The organism is Agrobacterium sp. M50-1 (assembly GCF_049843495.1).
Classification (GTDB): domain Bacteria; phylum Pseudomonadota; class Alphaproteobacteria; order Rhizobiales; family Rhizobiaceae; genus Agrobacterium; species Agrobacterium radiobacter.
Window position 1 is genome coordinate 165468 of sequence record NZ_JBBHZH010000005.1, and the last position, 12973, is coordinate 178440.

The window sequence follows — 12973 nt, forward strand, 5'->3', positions numbered from 1 at the left end:
GATGGCGCGCCATTGGTATAATTATGGTTAATATTATGCTTGGATTTGTAGTTAACCGATGCTTAACGCTCAAGATTACTCAAGAAAGGCTCGCAATGGCGGCTTTCACAAGCGGCGTTTCCCCATAGGTTAGAAGACCAGCTATCGCTATGCCGATACCGTAAGGGATTTTTTTTGCCACCAGCAGGGAGTCTGGTACCGGAATTCCAGCCGCCATGATCTCTCTTGAGCGTGTTCGCAAAAGAAGGATGCCGACCGTCAAAGCGCCGCCAATAAAGGTGACCGCAAGTAGAAACTCGATGACGGAGATGTTGAAGCCATACCAGATCGCCGCGGCGGTCAGGAGTTTCGCATCCCCTCCGCCCATGACATTGACGGCGAAGAGCGCAAAACAGGCGGCAAAGACTGCGGCGCCGGCGACGAAACTAAGAGCAAAAGTTTGCCAGTCCATGCCTGAAACTGGCGCGACGATCATAAAGGAAAATAACAGGATGAGCGGTATCCTGTTGGGAATCGTCATGGTGAAGAGGTCGTTCAGCGCGGCGAAGCTGAGGCATAATGGAAGAACAAGGAATATCGCCGCTACTGTCATGATTTTTAGATCTGCCTATGATTACAAATTGTGTTGCGCCGACGGTAGCCAGCGCAACACAATGAAATCCAGTTTCAACCTGGGTTTTTCGCAACGTTCATGTAGCTGCCGAGGTTCGTGAACTGGGTGCTGAGGTTGCTGCCCAGGGTCTTGGCGCCGCCGATGATGGCGACAGAGATGAGGGCAGCGATCAAGCCGTACTCGATAGCGGTCGCGCCGGATTCGTCCTTGAGGAAACGAGCGAAAATCTTGGTCATGGGGTCTCTCCTAACTTGTGTTGGTTCAGCACGCCGACAACTGTTCTCCGTTGTTCGGTTGCGTTCAAACTACAGCCGAGCGATTTCCAAGCGCTTAAAAAAAACGATTAACTCAAAGTAAACGGCAGGATGAGTTTCTTTTGGTAAATAAAACTAAAAAGTATTGATTGCATTTTTATATTTGCTGACAAACAAATATATTCCGCGGCTGACCGTTTCTCTTTTTTGACCAAGTTTCCTTGGGGGTAGGTGCAGGTGTTCAGTTTTGAGGCGGGTCAGAGAGGTATGGAAATATCAATATATTACGCATGGTTACCATCCGCTGCGCAGGTTTATGCCATTTAACGCTTCATTCACTAAAACCGCGCATTCTGCGGAGCAACAAAGTGCGGTAGTAAGCAAGGACCAAACGCGTGTCATCCGGAAAACTGGCGAAAATTGTGGTCGGCTTGTCCGTCTTTTTATCGGGTTCGCTGCAGCCTGCTTTTGCTGAGGATGACATATTGCGTGTTTCGATGAACCACGCCCGTGTCCTTCGTCTCGACCGCGCCGTGAGCAAGGTTATTGTCGGCAACTCCAAGGTCGCTGATGCCACGGTTGCCGATGCCACGACCATTGTTCTGACGGGTCGCAGTTTCGGCACGACCAATCTCGTGCTTCTGGATGCCGACGGCAATCCAATCGTGGATGAACGCATTCTCGTCTCTATCGACGAGGGCAATACGGTTCGCGTTTTCCGCCAGACGGAGCGCACCGTGCTGTCCTGTACGCCGAATTGCGAACAGCATTCGCAAAACAGCGGCGACAAGGACGCTCAGCCGTAACGCTGCAAGGTCAATCATAATTCTGACAGGACGGCAGGGCTTCCGGTAAAACGGAAGCGGCCTAGCGAGCAGTTTTTTTCACAACTGGAAAAAGCGAAAAAAGCAACACGCTTCCCGGCGTTTACCGGTCGGCTATATGTTGCTGTTTTTTCGGCTAAGTTTTTGATCTGGCTAAGATCAAAAATGGAATGGTGCCCAGAAGAGGACTCGAACCTCCACACCCTTGCGAGTACCAGCACCTGAAGCTGGCGCGTCTACCAATTCCGCCATCTGGGCGACGGAGAGCGATGTACGAGGGCAGCCGCCCGGTGTCAACAGACTTTTTGAACTTTTATGACGATCATTGATTTTAAAGGGAAAAAACTTGGTTCTGGCTGTTGAAACATGTTGTCGGGTCAGGTGTCGAGCCCTTCATGCTTCGTTCTGTCCACATGACCGAGGTCGCGCTCTGGGTCGATGATGTCACGGATTCTCTGTTTGAGTTCTTTTGGGCCGGGAAAACCGCCATCGCGTTTGCGTTCCCATATGGTCGTGCCGTCCACGCAGATCTCGAACAGACCGCCGGTCGAGGGAATGAGGCTGACTTCGCCGATATCGGAAGCGAAGGTCTGCAGGATTTCCTGCGCCATCCAGCCGGCCCGAAGCAGCCAGTTGCACTGCGTGCAGTAGCGGATGGTTATGCGGGGTTTGGTCTTGGTCATCCTCACGTCTCCTTCACCGCCTGACGGCAACAATGTTCACGATAATGTTAACTATAATACTCATGTTTTTACCGGGCGCATGCTTGTTCTTATCATGTGGCTTTGCGAACAGAGAAGCTGTCGAAGGCTGAAACGTGGAGATCCTATGGCCCAGTTCGAGAATAATCGTCAGCGTCTTTTCGTTCCGGCAGTCGCACCGCTTTATAATGCGACGCATGATCTGGTAGAGACCATTCTGCGTGTCACGGCCGGGCTTCTTCTTGTCACCCATGGGTTCGGCAAGATCGTCAATCCTTTTGGCGCAGTCGGTATGGTGGAAAGCCTCGGCTTTTACCCCGGCGTCTTCTGGTCACCGCTGCTTGCCGCCACGGAATTTTTCGGCGGAATTCTGGTCGCCATCGGCCTGTTCACGCGGCCGGCATCCTTCGCGGCCATGATCGTCCTTCTGGTAACGGTTTATTTTCACGGCATCGTAAAGGCGGAAGGTCTGGGCGGCGCGGAAAAATCGATTCTTTGGGCCGCGATTTTCCTGTTCTTCGCCGTTCGCGGCGGCAACCGGCATTCGGCAGACGCCAAGCTGGCGCGTGAATTCTAGGGCCTATCAGGTCGGCTTATCCGCTATTGTCACACTGATGATGTAGCGGCTCTTGAAAATCGATTTTTCTCGTGGTGAAGCTGGATTCGATCGGCATTTCTGGCCGATTGGATCCTTTGTCGTCGCCACGAGGTTTTATGCGCGTTGCAATCATAGAAAACATGGCGGGTACACCGCATGGGCAGCTCGGCGTCGCACTGAAAGAAGCGGCGGCGGAAGTCCATATCATCCGTGCCTATGCGGGTGAGCCTCTCCCCAAGGATGCGGCCGACCATGATGCGCTTGTCGTTCTGGGCGGCGAACAGAATGCGCTCGACGATGCGCTTTATCCCTATCTCCCCGATCTTGCCCTTCTCATGAAAGCCTTTGGCGATGCGGACAAGGCAGTCATGGGCGTCTGCCTTGGCAGCCAGTTGCTGGCGCGCGCCTATGGGGGAGAGAATATTCTCTCCGGTCCACCGGAGTTCGGCTGGGAAGAGGTGTCCCTGACGGAAGAAGGCGGGTCCGATCCGCTATTGGCTGGGCTCGAAAAGACATTCCCCATTTTTCAGTGGCATTGCGATACTTTTACGCTTCCGCCGGACGCCACGCGACTGGCGACCAATGGCGCGACGCGAAACCAGGCCTTTCGCATCGGCCGTGCGGTTTACGGCACGCAATTCCATTTCGAAGCCTCCGCTGCCGTGGTTGACGGCTGGTGTCAGACGTTTCCCACTTCCGTCGAAAGAATGTCTCCGGGATGGCTGGAGAATTATCGCGACCATCGCAGCTTGCGCGCAGAAATGGCCGATGCAGCCGGGCTGGAAATTGCCCGAGCCTGGGTACGCCTCATCCAGAGCGGCGATTTTCCGTTGCGAAAGTGATCGAGGCCAAACAAAGTTGCGACAGACGGACTATCGTGCGCAAGGAGGCGCAGAGATCATGTACAAATTCGAAATCTATCAGGACAAGGCCGGCGAATATCGTTTCCGCTTTAAGGCTTCCAACGGCGAAACGATGTTCTCCTCGGAAGGATACCAGGCGAAGGCATCGGCTATTCACGCGATCGAATCGATAAAGAGAAATTCTCCCGGTGCGGACACTGTCGATCTGACCGCCATGACGGCCTGAGCCGCGCCGCCGCGCGAGAACTCGAAGCGTTTCGCCTGCCAGAAATGACGGGCGCATCGGCAGGCGCCGACGTAAAGATAAGATTCAGTCTTTTTTGATAATCTTCCGTTAGCATTTGTATTTCGAGGTCTCCGGGCGGCATCAGAGTGCCCCCGATTTGTTTTGCGTACGGGTTCTCATGCGTTCATCGGCTGTGCCAGCACTTCTCTTCGGTTGCCTCCTGCTTGGAGGCTGCACGTCCAGTTCCGGGCCGGAAAGCCTGATGGCTGGCTTGCCTTCGAAGGAAACGACGAGTTCCGTCACGCCATCCGCACCGGTGCCGCAGGCAGGCGTCGGCACCCAGGCCATCGCCGCCCAGCCGCGGCAGCAAGTTCTGGCATGGGGCGGGCCGGTGCCTGACGAACCCAAGGCCTTTTCCGCCGTCACCCCCAAGGCGTCATTAACGCAGGATGCGCCAGAAATCCGTTTGCCGGTTCCGTCACAGGCGGCCGGAATGGTACGGCCCTCGGAGCGCCCCACGATCAACCAGATGGAGCGTCCGGTACAATTGGCCATGGCGGCGGCCCCGGCGGCAAGCGCCGGTGCTCAGATCCGCTCGCGCATTTTCCGCTCCAGCTTCAGTGATGCCAAGCCCATCAATTTCGGCAGGGTCCAGCCCCGTCATTTCCAGGTCCACGGGGTGGATGTATCCCGCTGGCAGGCCAATATAAACTGGCCGCAGCTGCGCACGCGCGGCGCCAATTTCGCCTTCATCAAGGCGACGGATGGCGGCGATCATCTTGATCCGATGTTCCGCACCAACTGGCAGCGCGCAAAGGAAGCCGGCATTCGCCGTGGCGCCTACCACTTCTTCTACTGGTGCCGCAACGCCAGCGAGCAGGCGGACTGGTTCATTCGCAATGTACCGCGCGATCCGGACGCGCTGCCGCCTGTCATCGACGTGGAATATAACGGCGAATCCAGCTGCAAGATGCGTCATTCCCGCGAACGCGTGCTGGAAAAGATGCGCGTCTTCATGGACAAGCTCGAGCGCCACTACGGCCAGCGGCCGATCATTTATACGGCGCCCGATTTTTACAAGGATAACCTCCAGGGCGAATTCCAGGATTATCCCTTCTGGCTGCGCGCCGTCGCCCAGCATCCGTCGGTGGTTTATCCCGGTCGCAAGTGGCTGTTCTGGCAATATTCGGGTTCCGGCCTGTCGCATGGCGTCGATGGCCGTATCGATCTCAATGTCTTCAATGGCAGCGAAGACGCATGGCATCGCTGGGTTGATCGCCGCTCGAGCTGATGGTCAGCGCGCGAATTTTCGCGCGCCCGCAACACACAGCACCACAACCAGCGTCACGCCGATCATGGCCGGGCTCACCTCCTCATGCAGCAGGGTTGCGGCAAGTGCGAGCCCGAAGAAGGGCTGAAGCAATTGCAGCTGCCCCACGGCGGCGATGCCGCCCAGGGCCAGCCCGCGATACCAGAAGATAAAGCCAATCAGCATGCTGAACAGGGAAACATAGGCAAGGCCAGCCCAGGCCTGCGGGTCTATGCCGGCAAGCGTTTCCGGCCCGGTGAAAATGGCAAGCGGCAGCATCACCGGCAGGGAAAGAACCAGCGCCCAGGAAATGACCTGCCAGCCGCCCAGCTTGCGGGAAAGGGCGGCACCCTCTGCATAACCGAGCCCGCAGACGATGATTGCGCCAAGCATCAGAAGATCGCCGGCAAGTGAGGCCTCGATCCCGGCGGCAAAAGAATTCGAGAGCGAAAAACCCGCAACAAGCGCACTGCCGAGACAGGAAAAGAACCAGAAGACCGGGCGTGGGCGTTCTCCGCCGCGCAGCACCGCAAAGATCGCGGTTGCGAGCGGCAGCAGCCCCACGAAAACGATGGAATGCGCCGAGGTGACGTGCCGCAGAGCAAGAGCGGTCAATAGCGGGAAACCCACCACGACACCAAGCGAGACGATGAAAAGCGATGTCAGGTCATTGCGCGCCGGGCGTTTTTGCCTGAACAGAAACAACAGCGCCAGCGCCAGCAGGCCGGCAATGCTGGCGCGGGCGACGGTGAGGAACACGGGATCGAAACCCGTTACCGCGATGCGCGTTGCGGGCAGCGAACCGCTGAATATCACCACGCCTGTCAGGCCGCTCAGCCAGCCGCTCGTCGTCTTGTCCATCGTCAACTCCTGCGTTTTGCCTTTCTTGATCCCGAATGGCTGGCGGGAACAGCGACAATCATATACAATTTCAACAAACTGTTATGGTTTCATGAGCGGTACAGTTGGAGGGAATCATGGACGGGCAGGTCGCTGTCGGCACGCGCATAGAAAAGGTGATGGCAAGCGTTCGGCAACGCATCGCCTCGCGCAGCCTCGTGCCGGGCGCGCGCCTTCCATCGGTGCGGGCTCTGGCGAAGACCATGCAGGTCTCCACGTCCACCATCGTCGAGGCCTACGACCGACTTGTGGCGGAGGGTACGATAAGCTCGCGTCCCGGCTCCGGTTTTTTTGTTTCGGGTCCGCTTGCGCCCCTTTCGCTCGCCGATATCGAACCGCAGCTCGACAGGGCGGTGGATCCCTTATGGGTTTCGCGGCAGGCGCTGGATGAAAGTTCCCTTCTCGCCAAACCCGGTTGCGGCTGGCTTCCCGTATCGTGGATGCCGCAGGAGGCATTGAGGCGGGCCATGCGCGGGCTTGCCCGCGCCGACGCCGCCCTGCTGACGGATTATGGCAGCCCGATGGGGCTGTTGCCGCTACGCCAGCTTCTGTCGCGCCGGCTGGCCGAACACGGGGTGCAGGCGGGCGCCAGCCAGATCATGCTCACCGACTCCGGCACGCAGGCGATCGATCTTTTGTGCCGTTTCCTGCTGCAGCCGGGGGATACGGTTATTGTTGATGACCCCTGTTACTTCAATTTCCACGCCCTCCTGCGGGCGCATCGGGTGAAGATCATCGGCGTACCCTATACGCCAACCGGACCGGATTTAGCGCTGTTCGAACAGGCGCTGAAAGACCATCAGCCCCGTCTTTATATCACCAATTCCGCAATCCATAATCCGACAGGTGCAAGGCTTTCCGCCGTTTCCGCCCATCGGCTGCTGATGCTTGCCGAACAGGTGGGGCTAACCATCATCGAGGATGATATTTTTGCCGATTTCGAAACCCAGGCTGCGCCCCGGCTGGCGGCCTTCGATGGTCTGAACCGTGTCGTCCAGATAGGCAGTTTTTCAAAAACATTGTCGGCCTCCATACGGTGCGGTTTCATTGCAGCACCTGTCGCGTGGGTGGAAGCCCTGACCGATCTCAAGATCGCCACCGCTTTTGGCGGAACGCATTTTTCGGCGGCGCTGGTCCTCTCGCTTTTGACCGACGGCAGTTACCGCAAGCATGTCGAGGCACTCAGGCAGCGTCTTGCGGCGGTAATGCCGGAGGCGGCGTCACGTCTGAAGTCGATTGGATGTGTGCCGTGGATCGAGCCGCAGGCGGGTATGTTTTTGTGGTGCCGCCTGCCGGATGGGAGCGATGCCGCCGATGTTGCGCGCCGGGCGCTTTCGCGGCAGGTGGTGCTGGCCCCCGGAAATGTGTTCAGCTCGTCGCAGAGCGCCTCCGGTTTCATGCGTTTCAATGTGTCGCAAATGGCAGATCCGCAGGTCATGACAGTGCTGGCGGAGGCGCTTCAGCAAGGGCCCGAACCTCGTCGGTTGTAAGCGTGCTGGACGGAATCGGAACAAAATCCCGTGAACGTCGTTTTCTCCGCAGAATGAAGAGGAGGAAATACCATGACATTCGATCCCAACAACCCGCGTCCGGACCGCGATCTTCGTCCGGAAGTGAATATCAGCAATGAACCGCGTGCCCGTACGTCGTCGTCCTGGGTGCCGTGGTTGGCGATCATCGTTGTCGTTCTGGTAGGCGTTTTCGCCTGGTCGCAGATGAGCGGCCCGACCACCGATCCGGCAACGACATCCTCCACCACGCCGCCAGCGGCAACGGATCAGGCGCCTGCGCCGATGGCTCCGACCACTCCGGCAACACCGCCTGCGAACAATACCGCACCGGCAAGCCCGACTACCGGCGGCACGCAGACCCAGCCGTAATGGGCTTACTGATATGATAAAACCGCCTGCCCTGCGCAGGCGGTTTTTCTTTGTAAGGGCGACCGCCGCCCGTCGTTAAAGCCTTTCCATCGCGGAAGGGTCGTTGGAAAGATTGGACCAGCGGCTGATCGATTCCTGTGCCAGTTGCGAGAGGGCAATGCTTCCAAAACGGGAGAGCAGAATGTTTTCCGCCTCTTTCATGGCGTCAAAAAGTGCCGCATTGACAGCCTGTTCGATGACGCAGTTCGGATTGTCGCCTGCAAGCCCGATCGAGAAGAGTTCCGGTGCACCGAGCGCCCGGTAAATATCGAGCAGCGTGATTTCGCTGAGCGACCGCGCCAGCACCCACCCGCCGCCATGGCCTTTTTCCGACGATACATAACCATGCTCGCGCAAGCCGGCCATCGTTCTGCGCACCACTACGGGATTGGTCTGAAGCATCGCCGCGATGCTCTCGGAGGTTGCGGCGCCCTCATGTTTTTCCATATGGATCAGAATATGCAGCACCCGTGAAAGGCGCGTGTCGTGTCTCATTGCTCAAATCCGTCTGTTTGCATCGACGCTACCACCTTCGAGGTGACGTAACAATATAAGTTGCGTGAGCATTGACTTCGAAAGTCACGTAACAATATAAGTAACGTGAAATGAACGGGCACTTCCGCCTCCCTCCTGAAACGATGGGTGCATCATGAAATTCGACGTCATCATTATCGGCGGCAGCTATGCCGGTCTCTCAGCAGCGCTGCAGCTTGGACGCGCCAGAAAAAACATTCTGGCGGTGGATGCCGGTGAACGGAGAAACCGTTTCGCCAGCCATTCGCATGGTTTTCTCGGCCAGGACGGCAAGGCGCCGGGCGAGATCATCGCAGAGGCGCGCCGCCAGATCGAACGTTATCCGACCATACAATGGGCCGAAGGCAGGGTGACCGATGCCGAAGGCTCCTTTGGTGATTTTGTAATCGAGATCGATGGCAACCGCCGTGAGACTGCGGATCGGCTCATCCTCGCCATTGGTGTCATCGATGAATTGCCTGGTATCGCGGGGCTGAAAGAGCGTTGGGGCTCTTCGGTCTTCCATTGCCCCTATTGCCATGGTTACGAGCTTAATCAGGGGAAGATCGGCGTTATCGCCGCCTCACCGCTGGCCATTCACCACGCATTGATGCTTCCTGACTGGGGCGAGACGACCTTTTTCACCAACGGCATATTCGAGCCGGATGCGGACCAGCAAATGCTGTTGGCAGCGCGCGGCGTCCAGGTGGAAACAACCCGCATCAGGGAAATTGCGGGCCGTGCGGATGTCGTTCTGGCAGATGGACGCAGCATTGCCCTGGCCGGCCTTTTCACCCAGCCGACATTGCGGATCACCGCCGACTGGATCGAAAAACTCGGCTGCGCGGTGGAGGAGGGGGCGATGGGATCAACCATCGTCACAGACCCGATGAAGCAGACCACCACCCGAGGCATCTTCGCCTGCGGCGATGTGGCAAGACCCGCCGGCTCGGTCGCCCTTGCGGTGGGCGACGGCGCGATGGCGGGCGCTGCAGCTCACCGGTCGATCCTCTTTCCGGAAATGCTCTAGGGTGAGACGAGGTTCAGCCAGCGGCCCGGAGGCATGCCGAAGGCGTTTTTGAAATGTCGGGTGAAATGTGCCTGATCCGCAAAACCACAGGCAAAGGCCGTTTCGGCAAGGCCCGTTCCCGCGCGCATCATCTCTTTGCATTTCTGCAGCCGCCGCATGATGAGATAACGGTGCGGGCTCGTGCCGAACAGGCAACGAAAGTGCCGGAAAAGCGTGAAGCGGTCGAGCCCGCTTATCCGTTCCAGTTCTTCAGAACCGACGGTGTCGGCGCTATTCTCCAGCAGATAGTCCCGGCATCGCAGAACGGCGATGCGGTCAATCCGCTTGATGGTTCTGGCGCTTCCGTTTGAATGTTTCCAGAGCAGATCCGCCAGTCTCGATTGCCAGTCGGTGAGAAGCAGATTGTCCGGTTCGCCTTCGAGATTGCCCAGTGCCTCGATGAGGCATTGCCGGAATTCTTCGTCCTCGATGATGGCATTGCGGGCAAAGGGCAGCGCGTTACATCCCGCTTCCATCATTTTTTCCGGCGGAAGGTAAAGCATGCGATAGTGCAGGCCTTCGTCGGTGCCCGCGCCACCATCGTGAACCTCGTCGGGATGCAGGACGATGACATTTCCCGGCATGCTGAAATGCGAAGTGCCGCGATAGGAAAATGTCTGGACGCCGGAAAGCGTGACGCCAATTGCATAGGTATCATGGCGATGCGGCGCATAGGCGTTACCGTGAAAGCGCGCGTCTATGCGTTCTATGCCCTCGCTGGAGGGCGCCTGCACGATCCCCTCCAATTTGCACGAACGTTCAAGATCACCGACGCCCCGAGGCGCTAGGATCGCTTCTCTTTCGTAACCACAGCCAGATTGAGTTCGCATGTTTGATACCAAGATTGCCGTCATCCTTCGCGATGACCTTGCCGTATGGCAAAAACTGAACGTCACCGCATTCCTCATGTCCGGGATCGTGGCCCAGACCAAGGAGATCATTGGAGAACCATACCGCGACGGGGCAGGCAACGTCTATAATCCCCTGTCCATCCAGCCTATTGTCGTCATGGCCACGGATCAGGAGGCGTTGCGTAAAATCCACCAGCGATCCCTCGAGCGCAACGTCACGACATCGCTTTATATCGAGGAAATGTTTGCCACCGGGCACGATGTCGCCAATCGCCAGGTATTCTCGGAGTTTTCTCCTGACAACGCCAAGGTGGTCGGCATGGCGCTGAGGGCCGACAAGAAGATCGTCGACAAGATCACCAAGGGCGCGAAGCTGCACGCGTGATCGGACCCTAAAACGCAAAAGGGAGGCTGTGGGCCTCCCTTCAAGAGCGATGGCAATGTGATTGCCGCTTATTCGTCGTTCATCTTCAGGGCGGCGATGAAGGCTTCCTGCGGAATTTCCACCTTGCCGAACTGGCGCATGCGCTTCTTGCCTTCCTTCTGCTTGTCCAGAAGCTTGCGTTTGCGCGTCGCGTCGCCGCCGTAGCACTTCGCCGTCACGTCCTTGCGCAGCGCGCGCACGGTTTCGCGGGCGATGACCTTTCCGCCGATGGCCGCCTGGATCGGGATCTGGAACATGTGCGGCGGAATGAGTTCCTTCAGCTTTTCGCACATGCCGCGCCCGCGCCGGTCGGCCGCCGAGCGGTGTACCAGCATGGAGAGCGCATCAACAGGATCGCCATTGACGAGGATCGACATCTTGACGAGATCGCCTTCGCGATAGTCGATGATGTTGTAATCGAACGAGGCGTAACCCTTGGAGATGGATTTCAGCCGGTCGTAGAAATCGAACACCACTTCGTTGAGCGGCAGTTCATAGGTGATCATCGCCCGGTTGCCGACATAGGTCAGCTCCGTCTGCAGGCCGCGCCGGTCCTGACAGAGTTTCAGGATGCCGCCGAGATATTCGTCCGGCGTCATGATCGTCGCCTTGATCCAGGGCTCGCGGATTTCCTTGATCTTCACCACGTCAGGCATGTCGGCCGGGTTGTGAAGTTCCTTCTCCGTGCCATCGGTCAGCGTCATTTCATAGACGACCGACGGGGCAGTGGCGACGAGGTCGAGATTGAACTCGCGCTCGAGGCGTTCCTGAATGATTTCGAGATGCAGCAGTCCGAGGAAGCCGCAACGGAAACCGAAACCGAGGGCGGCAGACGATTCCATTTCAAAGGAGAAGGAAGCGTCGTTAAGGCGAAGTTTGCCCACCGCCGCGCGCAGGTCTTCGAAGTCGGCCGCATCGACCGGGAAGAGACCGCAGAACACCACGGGCTGTGCTGGCTTGAAACCGGGCAGCGCCTGCGCCGTCGGGCGCTTGTCGTCGGTGATGGTATCGCCGACGCGCGTATCGGCGACTTCCTTGATCGAGGCGGTGATGAAGCCGATCTCGCCGGGGCCGAGGCTGTCGACATTGACCATCTTCGGGGTCAGCACACCGACGCGCTCGATGCCGTATTTCGCGCCTGAACCCATCATGCGGATCTGCTGACCCTTGCTCAGCACGCCATCGATGACGCGCACGAGAACCATGACGCCGAGATAGGTATCGTACCAGCTATCAACCAGCAGCGCCTTCAGCGGCCCGTTTTCACCGACTTCGCTTTGCGGCGGCGGCAGGCGATTGACGATGGCTTCCAGAACATCGGGAATGCCAAGCCCGGTCTTCGCCGAAATCATCACGGCGTCGGAGGCGTCGATGCCGATCACTTCTTCGATCTGCTCCTTGATGCGGTCGGGTTCGGCCGCCGGCAGGTCGATCTTGTTGAGCACGGTGACCAGCTCGTGATTGTTGTCGATGGCCTGATAGACGTTGGCGAGCGTCTGGGCTTCCACGCCCTGCGATGCGTCGACCACCAGCAGCGAGCCTTCGCAGGCCGAAAGCGAGCGGGACACTTCGTAGGCGAAGTCGACATGGCCGGGCGTGTCGATGAGGTTCAGCACATAGGTCTCACCGTTATTCGCCTTGTAGTGCAGGCGAACGGTCTGGGCCTTGATGGTGATGCCGCGCTCGCGCTCGATATCCATCGAATCGAGAACCTGTTCCGACATGTCGCGTTCGGCAAGACCGCCCGTCGACTGGATCAACCGGTCGGCCAGCGTCGATTTGCCGTGATCGATGTGGGCAACGATCGAGAAGTTGCGGATATGGTCCAGGGGCGTGCGGGTCGAATTTGTGCTCATGTCCCGCGCTATAGCAGGGGCTTCTCATGCCGCAAAGCGGGAATTTGGTTAAA

Annotated in this window: 16 protein-coding genes and 1 tRNA gene; 9 read left to right on the top strand and 8 right to left on the bottom strand. The window is 58.0% G+C overall.

What is annotated here, in order from left to right; translation table 11 throughout:
• Positions 1–79 precede the first annotated feature (79 nt).
• On the bottom strand, positions 80–592 hold the full coding sequence (locus WDZ78_RS14090) for an A24 family peptidase (RefSeq protein WP_425673367.1): 513 nt from the start codon (positions 590–592) through the stop codon (positions 80–82).
• 74 nt (positions 593–666) lie between these two features.
• Entirely contained in the window at positions 667–849 is a 183-nt protein-coding gene (locus tag WDZ78_RS14095; protein WP_425673368.1) for a Flp family type IVb pilin, read from the bottom strand.
• 413 nt (positions 850–1262) lie between these two features.
• Here WDZ78_RS14095 and WDZ78_RS14100 point away from each other — a divergent pair, with 413 nt between their 5' ends.
• Entirely contained in the window at positions 1263–1673 is a 411-nt protein-coding gene (locus tag WDZ78_RS14100; protein WP_020812471.1) for a pilus assembly protein N-terminal domain-containing protein, read from the top strand.
• A 189-nt stretch (positions 1674–1862) separates the two neighbouring features.
• Here the strand turns inward: WDZ78_RS14100 and WDZ78_RS14105 are convergent.
• Together WDZ78_RS14105 and WDZ78_RS14110 are read right to left on the bottom strand one after the other, a co-directional pair.
• Positions 1863–1949 (bottom strand) — tRNA-Leu (locus tag WDZ78_RS14105).
• Between the two features lie 119 nt (positions 1950–2068).
• Complete coding sequence (locus WDZ78_RS14110) at positions 2069–2374, bottom strand: SelT/SelW/SelH family protein (protein ID WP_425673369.1); 306 nt, start codon at positions 2372–2374, stop codon at positions 2069–2071.
• A gap of 145 nt (positions 2375–2519) precedes the next feature.
• Here WDZ78_RS14110 and WDZ78_RS14115 point away from each other — a divergent pair, with 145 nt between their 5' ends.
• From WDZ78_RS14115 to WDZ78_RS14130, 4 genes are all read left to right on the top strand, one after another.
• The gene (locus WDZ78_RS14115; protein WP_003524478.1) at positions 2520–2969 is read left to right on the top strand and encodes a DoxX family protein; all 450 of its coding nucleotides are present in this window, start codon (positions 2520–2522) and stop codon (positions 2967–2969) included.
• 137 nt (positions 2970–3106) lie between these two features.
• Positions 3107–3832: a type 1 glutamine amidotransferase gene (locus tag WDZ78_RS14120; RefSeq protein ID WP_020011159.1), complete on the top strand. Its 726-nt coding sequence runs from the start codon at positions 3107–3109 to the stop codon at positions 3830–3832.
• Positions 3833–3890: 58 nt separating this feature from the next.
• Positions 3891–4079 (top strand): YegP family protein, encoded by a 189-nt coding sequence (locus tag WDZ78_RS14125; RefSeq protein WP_003507411.1) that lies wholly within the window; start codon positions 3891–3893, stop codon positions 4077–4079.
• Positions 4080–4257: 178 nt separating this feature from the next.
• A complete protein-coding gene (locus WDZ78_RS14130; RefSeq protein ID WP_113076053.1) occupies positions 4258–5370 on the top strand; it encodes a glycoside hydrolase family 25 protein in 1113 nt (370 codons plus the stop codon).
• Positions 5371–5373: 3 nt separating this feature from the next.
• Here WDZ78_RS14130 and WDZ78_RS14135 read toward each other — a convergent pair whose 3' ends face one another.
• Positions 5374–6249 carry a DMT family transporter gene (locus WDZ78_RS14135; protein WP_020011157.1) on the bottom strand — a complete coding sequence of 292 codons (876 nt, stop codon included), beginning with the start codon at positions 6247–6249 and terminating at the stop codon, positions 5374–5376.
• 116 nt (positions 6250–6365) lie between these two features.
• Between WDZ78_RS14135 and WDZ78_RS14140 the strand changes: the two genes are divergently transcribed.
• Together WDZ78_RS14140 and WDZ78_RS14145 are read left to right on the top strand one after the other, a co-directional pair.
• Entirely contained in the window at positions 6366–7778 is a 1413-nt protein-coding gene (locus WDZ78_RS14140; RefSeq protein WP_425673370.1) for a PLP-dependent aminotransferase family protein, read from the top strand.
• Positions 7779–7850: 72 nt separating this feature from the next.
• Positions 7851–8168 (top strand): hypothetical protein, encoded by a 318-nt coding sequence (locus WDZ78_RS14145; protein WP_003507415.1) that lies wholly within the window; start codon positions 7851–7853, stop codon positions 8166–8168.
• 75 nt (positions 8169–8243) lie between these two features.
• Here WDZ78_RS14145 and WDZ78_RS14150 read toward each other — a convergent pair whose 3' ends face one another.
• Positions 8244–8702 (bottom strand): Rrf2 family transcriptional regulator, encoded by a 459-nt coding sequence (locus WDZ78_RS14150; protein WP_425673371.1) that lies wholly within the window; start codon positions 8700–8702, stop codon positions 8244–8246.
• Positions 8703–8856: 154 nt separating this feature from the next.
• On the opposite strand from WDZ78_RS14150, the gene WDZ78_RS14155 reads away from it, so the two are divergent.
• The gene (locus tag WDZ78_RS14155) at positions 8857–9750 is read left to right on the top strand and encodes an NAD(P)/FAD-dependent oxidoreductase (protein ID WP_425673372.1); all 894 of its coding nucleotides are present in this window, start codon (positions 8857–8859) and stop codon (positions 9748–9750) included.
• Here WDZ78_RS14155 and WDZ78_RS14160 read toward each other — a convergent pair.
• Positions 9747–10523, bottom strand: a complete 777-nt coding sequence (locus tag WDZ78_RS14160) for an AraC family transcriptional regulator (protein WP_425673373.1) — start codon at positions 10521–10523, stop codon at positions 9747–9749. The two genes, WDZ78_RS14155 and WDZ78_RS14160, sit on opposite strands and share 4 nt — an antisense overlap.
• Positions 10524–10617: 94 nt before the next feature.
• Between WDZ78_RS14160 and WDZ78_RS14165 the strand changes: the two genes are divergently transcribed.
• A complete protein-coding gene (locus tag WDZ78_RS14165) occupies positions 10618–11025 on the top strand; it encodes a DUF2000 family protein (RefSeq protein ID WP_425673374.1) in 408 nt (135 codons plus the stop codon).
• 68 nt (positions 11026–11093) lie between these two features.
• Here WDZ78_RS14165 and lepA read toward each other — a convergent pair whose 3' ends face one another.
• The gene (gene lepA, locus WDZ78_RS14170) at positions 11094–12932 is read right to left on the bottom strand and encodes a translation elongation factor 4 (RefSeq protein WP_026363815.1); all 1839 of its coding nucleotides are present in this window, start codon (positions 12930–12932) and stop codon (positions 11094–11096) included.
• Positions 12933–12973 lie beyond the last annotated feature (41 nt).

Bases quoted from the DNA above. Each gene is read 5' to 3' on its own strand.
- WDZ78_RS14090 (WP_425673367.1), bottom strand. From the start codon at position 592: ATGACAGTAGCGGCGATATTCCTTGTTCTTCCATTATGCCTCAGCTTC.
- WDZ78_RS14095 (WP_425673368.1), bottom strand. From the start codon at position 849: ATGACCAAGATTTTCGCTCGTTTCCTCAAGGACGAATCCGGCGCGACC.
- WDZ78_RS14110 (WP_425673369.1), bottom strand. From the start codon at position 2,374: ATGACCAAGACCAAACCCCGCATAACCATCCGCTACTGCACGCAGTGC.
- WDZ78_RS14115 (WP_003524478.1), top strand. From the start codon at position 2,520: ATGGCCCAGTTCGAGAATAATCGTCAGCGTCTTTTCGTTCCGGCAGTC.
- WDZ78_RS14120 (WP_020011159.1), top strand. From the start codon at position 3,107: ATGCGCGTTGCAATCATAGAAAACATGGCGGGTACACCGCATGGGCAG.
- WDZ78_RS14125 (WP_003507411.1), top strand. From the start codon at position 3,891: ATGTACAAATTCGAAATCTATCAGGACAAGGCCGGCGAATATCGTTTC.
- WDZ78_RS14130 (WP_113076053.1), top strand. From the start codon at position 4,258: ATGCGTTCATCGGCTGTGCCAGCACTTCTCTTCGGTTGCCTCCTGCTT.
- WDZ78_RS14135 (WP_020011157.1), bottom strand. From the start codon at position 6,249: ATGGACAAGACGACGAGCGGCTGGCTGAGCGGCCTGACAGGCGTGGTG.
- WDZ78_RS14140 (WP_425673370.1), top strand. From the start codon at position 6,366: ATGGACGGGCAGGTCGCTGTCGGCACGCGCATAGAAAAGGTGATGGCA.
- WDZ78_RS14145 (WP_003507415.1), top strand. From the start codon at position 7,851: ATGACATTCGATCCCAACAACCCGCGTCCGGACCGCGATCTTCGTCCG.
- WDZ78_RS14150 (WP_425673371.1), bottom strand. From the start codon at position 8,702: ATGAGACACGACACGCGCCTTTCACGGGTGCTGCATATTCTGATCCAT.
- WDZ78_RS14155 (WP_425673372.1), top strand. From the start codon at position 8,857: ATGAAATTCGACGTCATCATTATCGGCGGCAGCTATGCCGGTCTCTCA.
- WDZ78_RS14165 (WP_425673374.1), top strand. From the start codon at position 10,618: ATGTTTGATACCAAGATTGCCGTCATCCTTCGCGATGACCTTGCCGTA.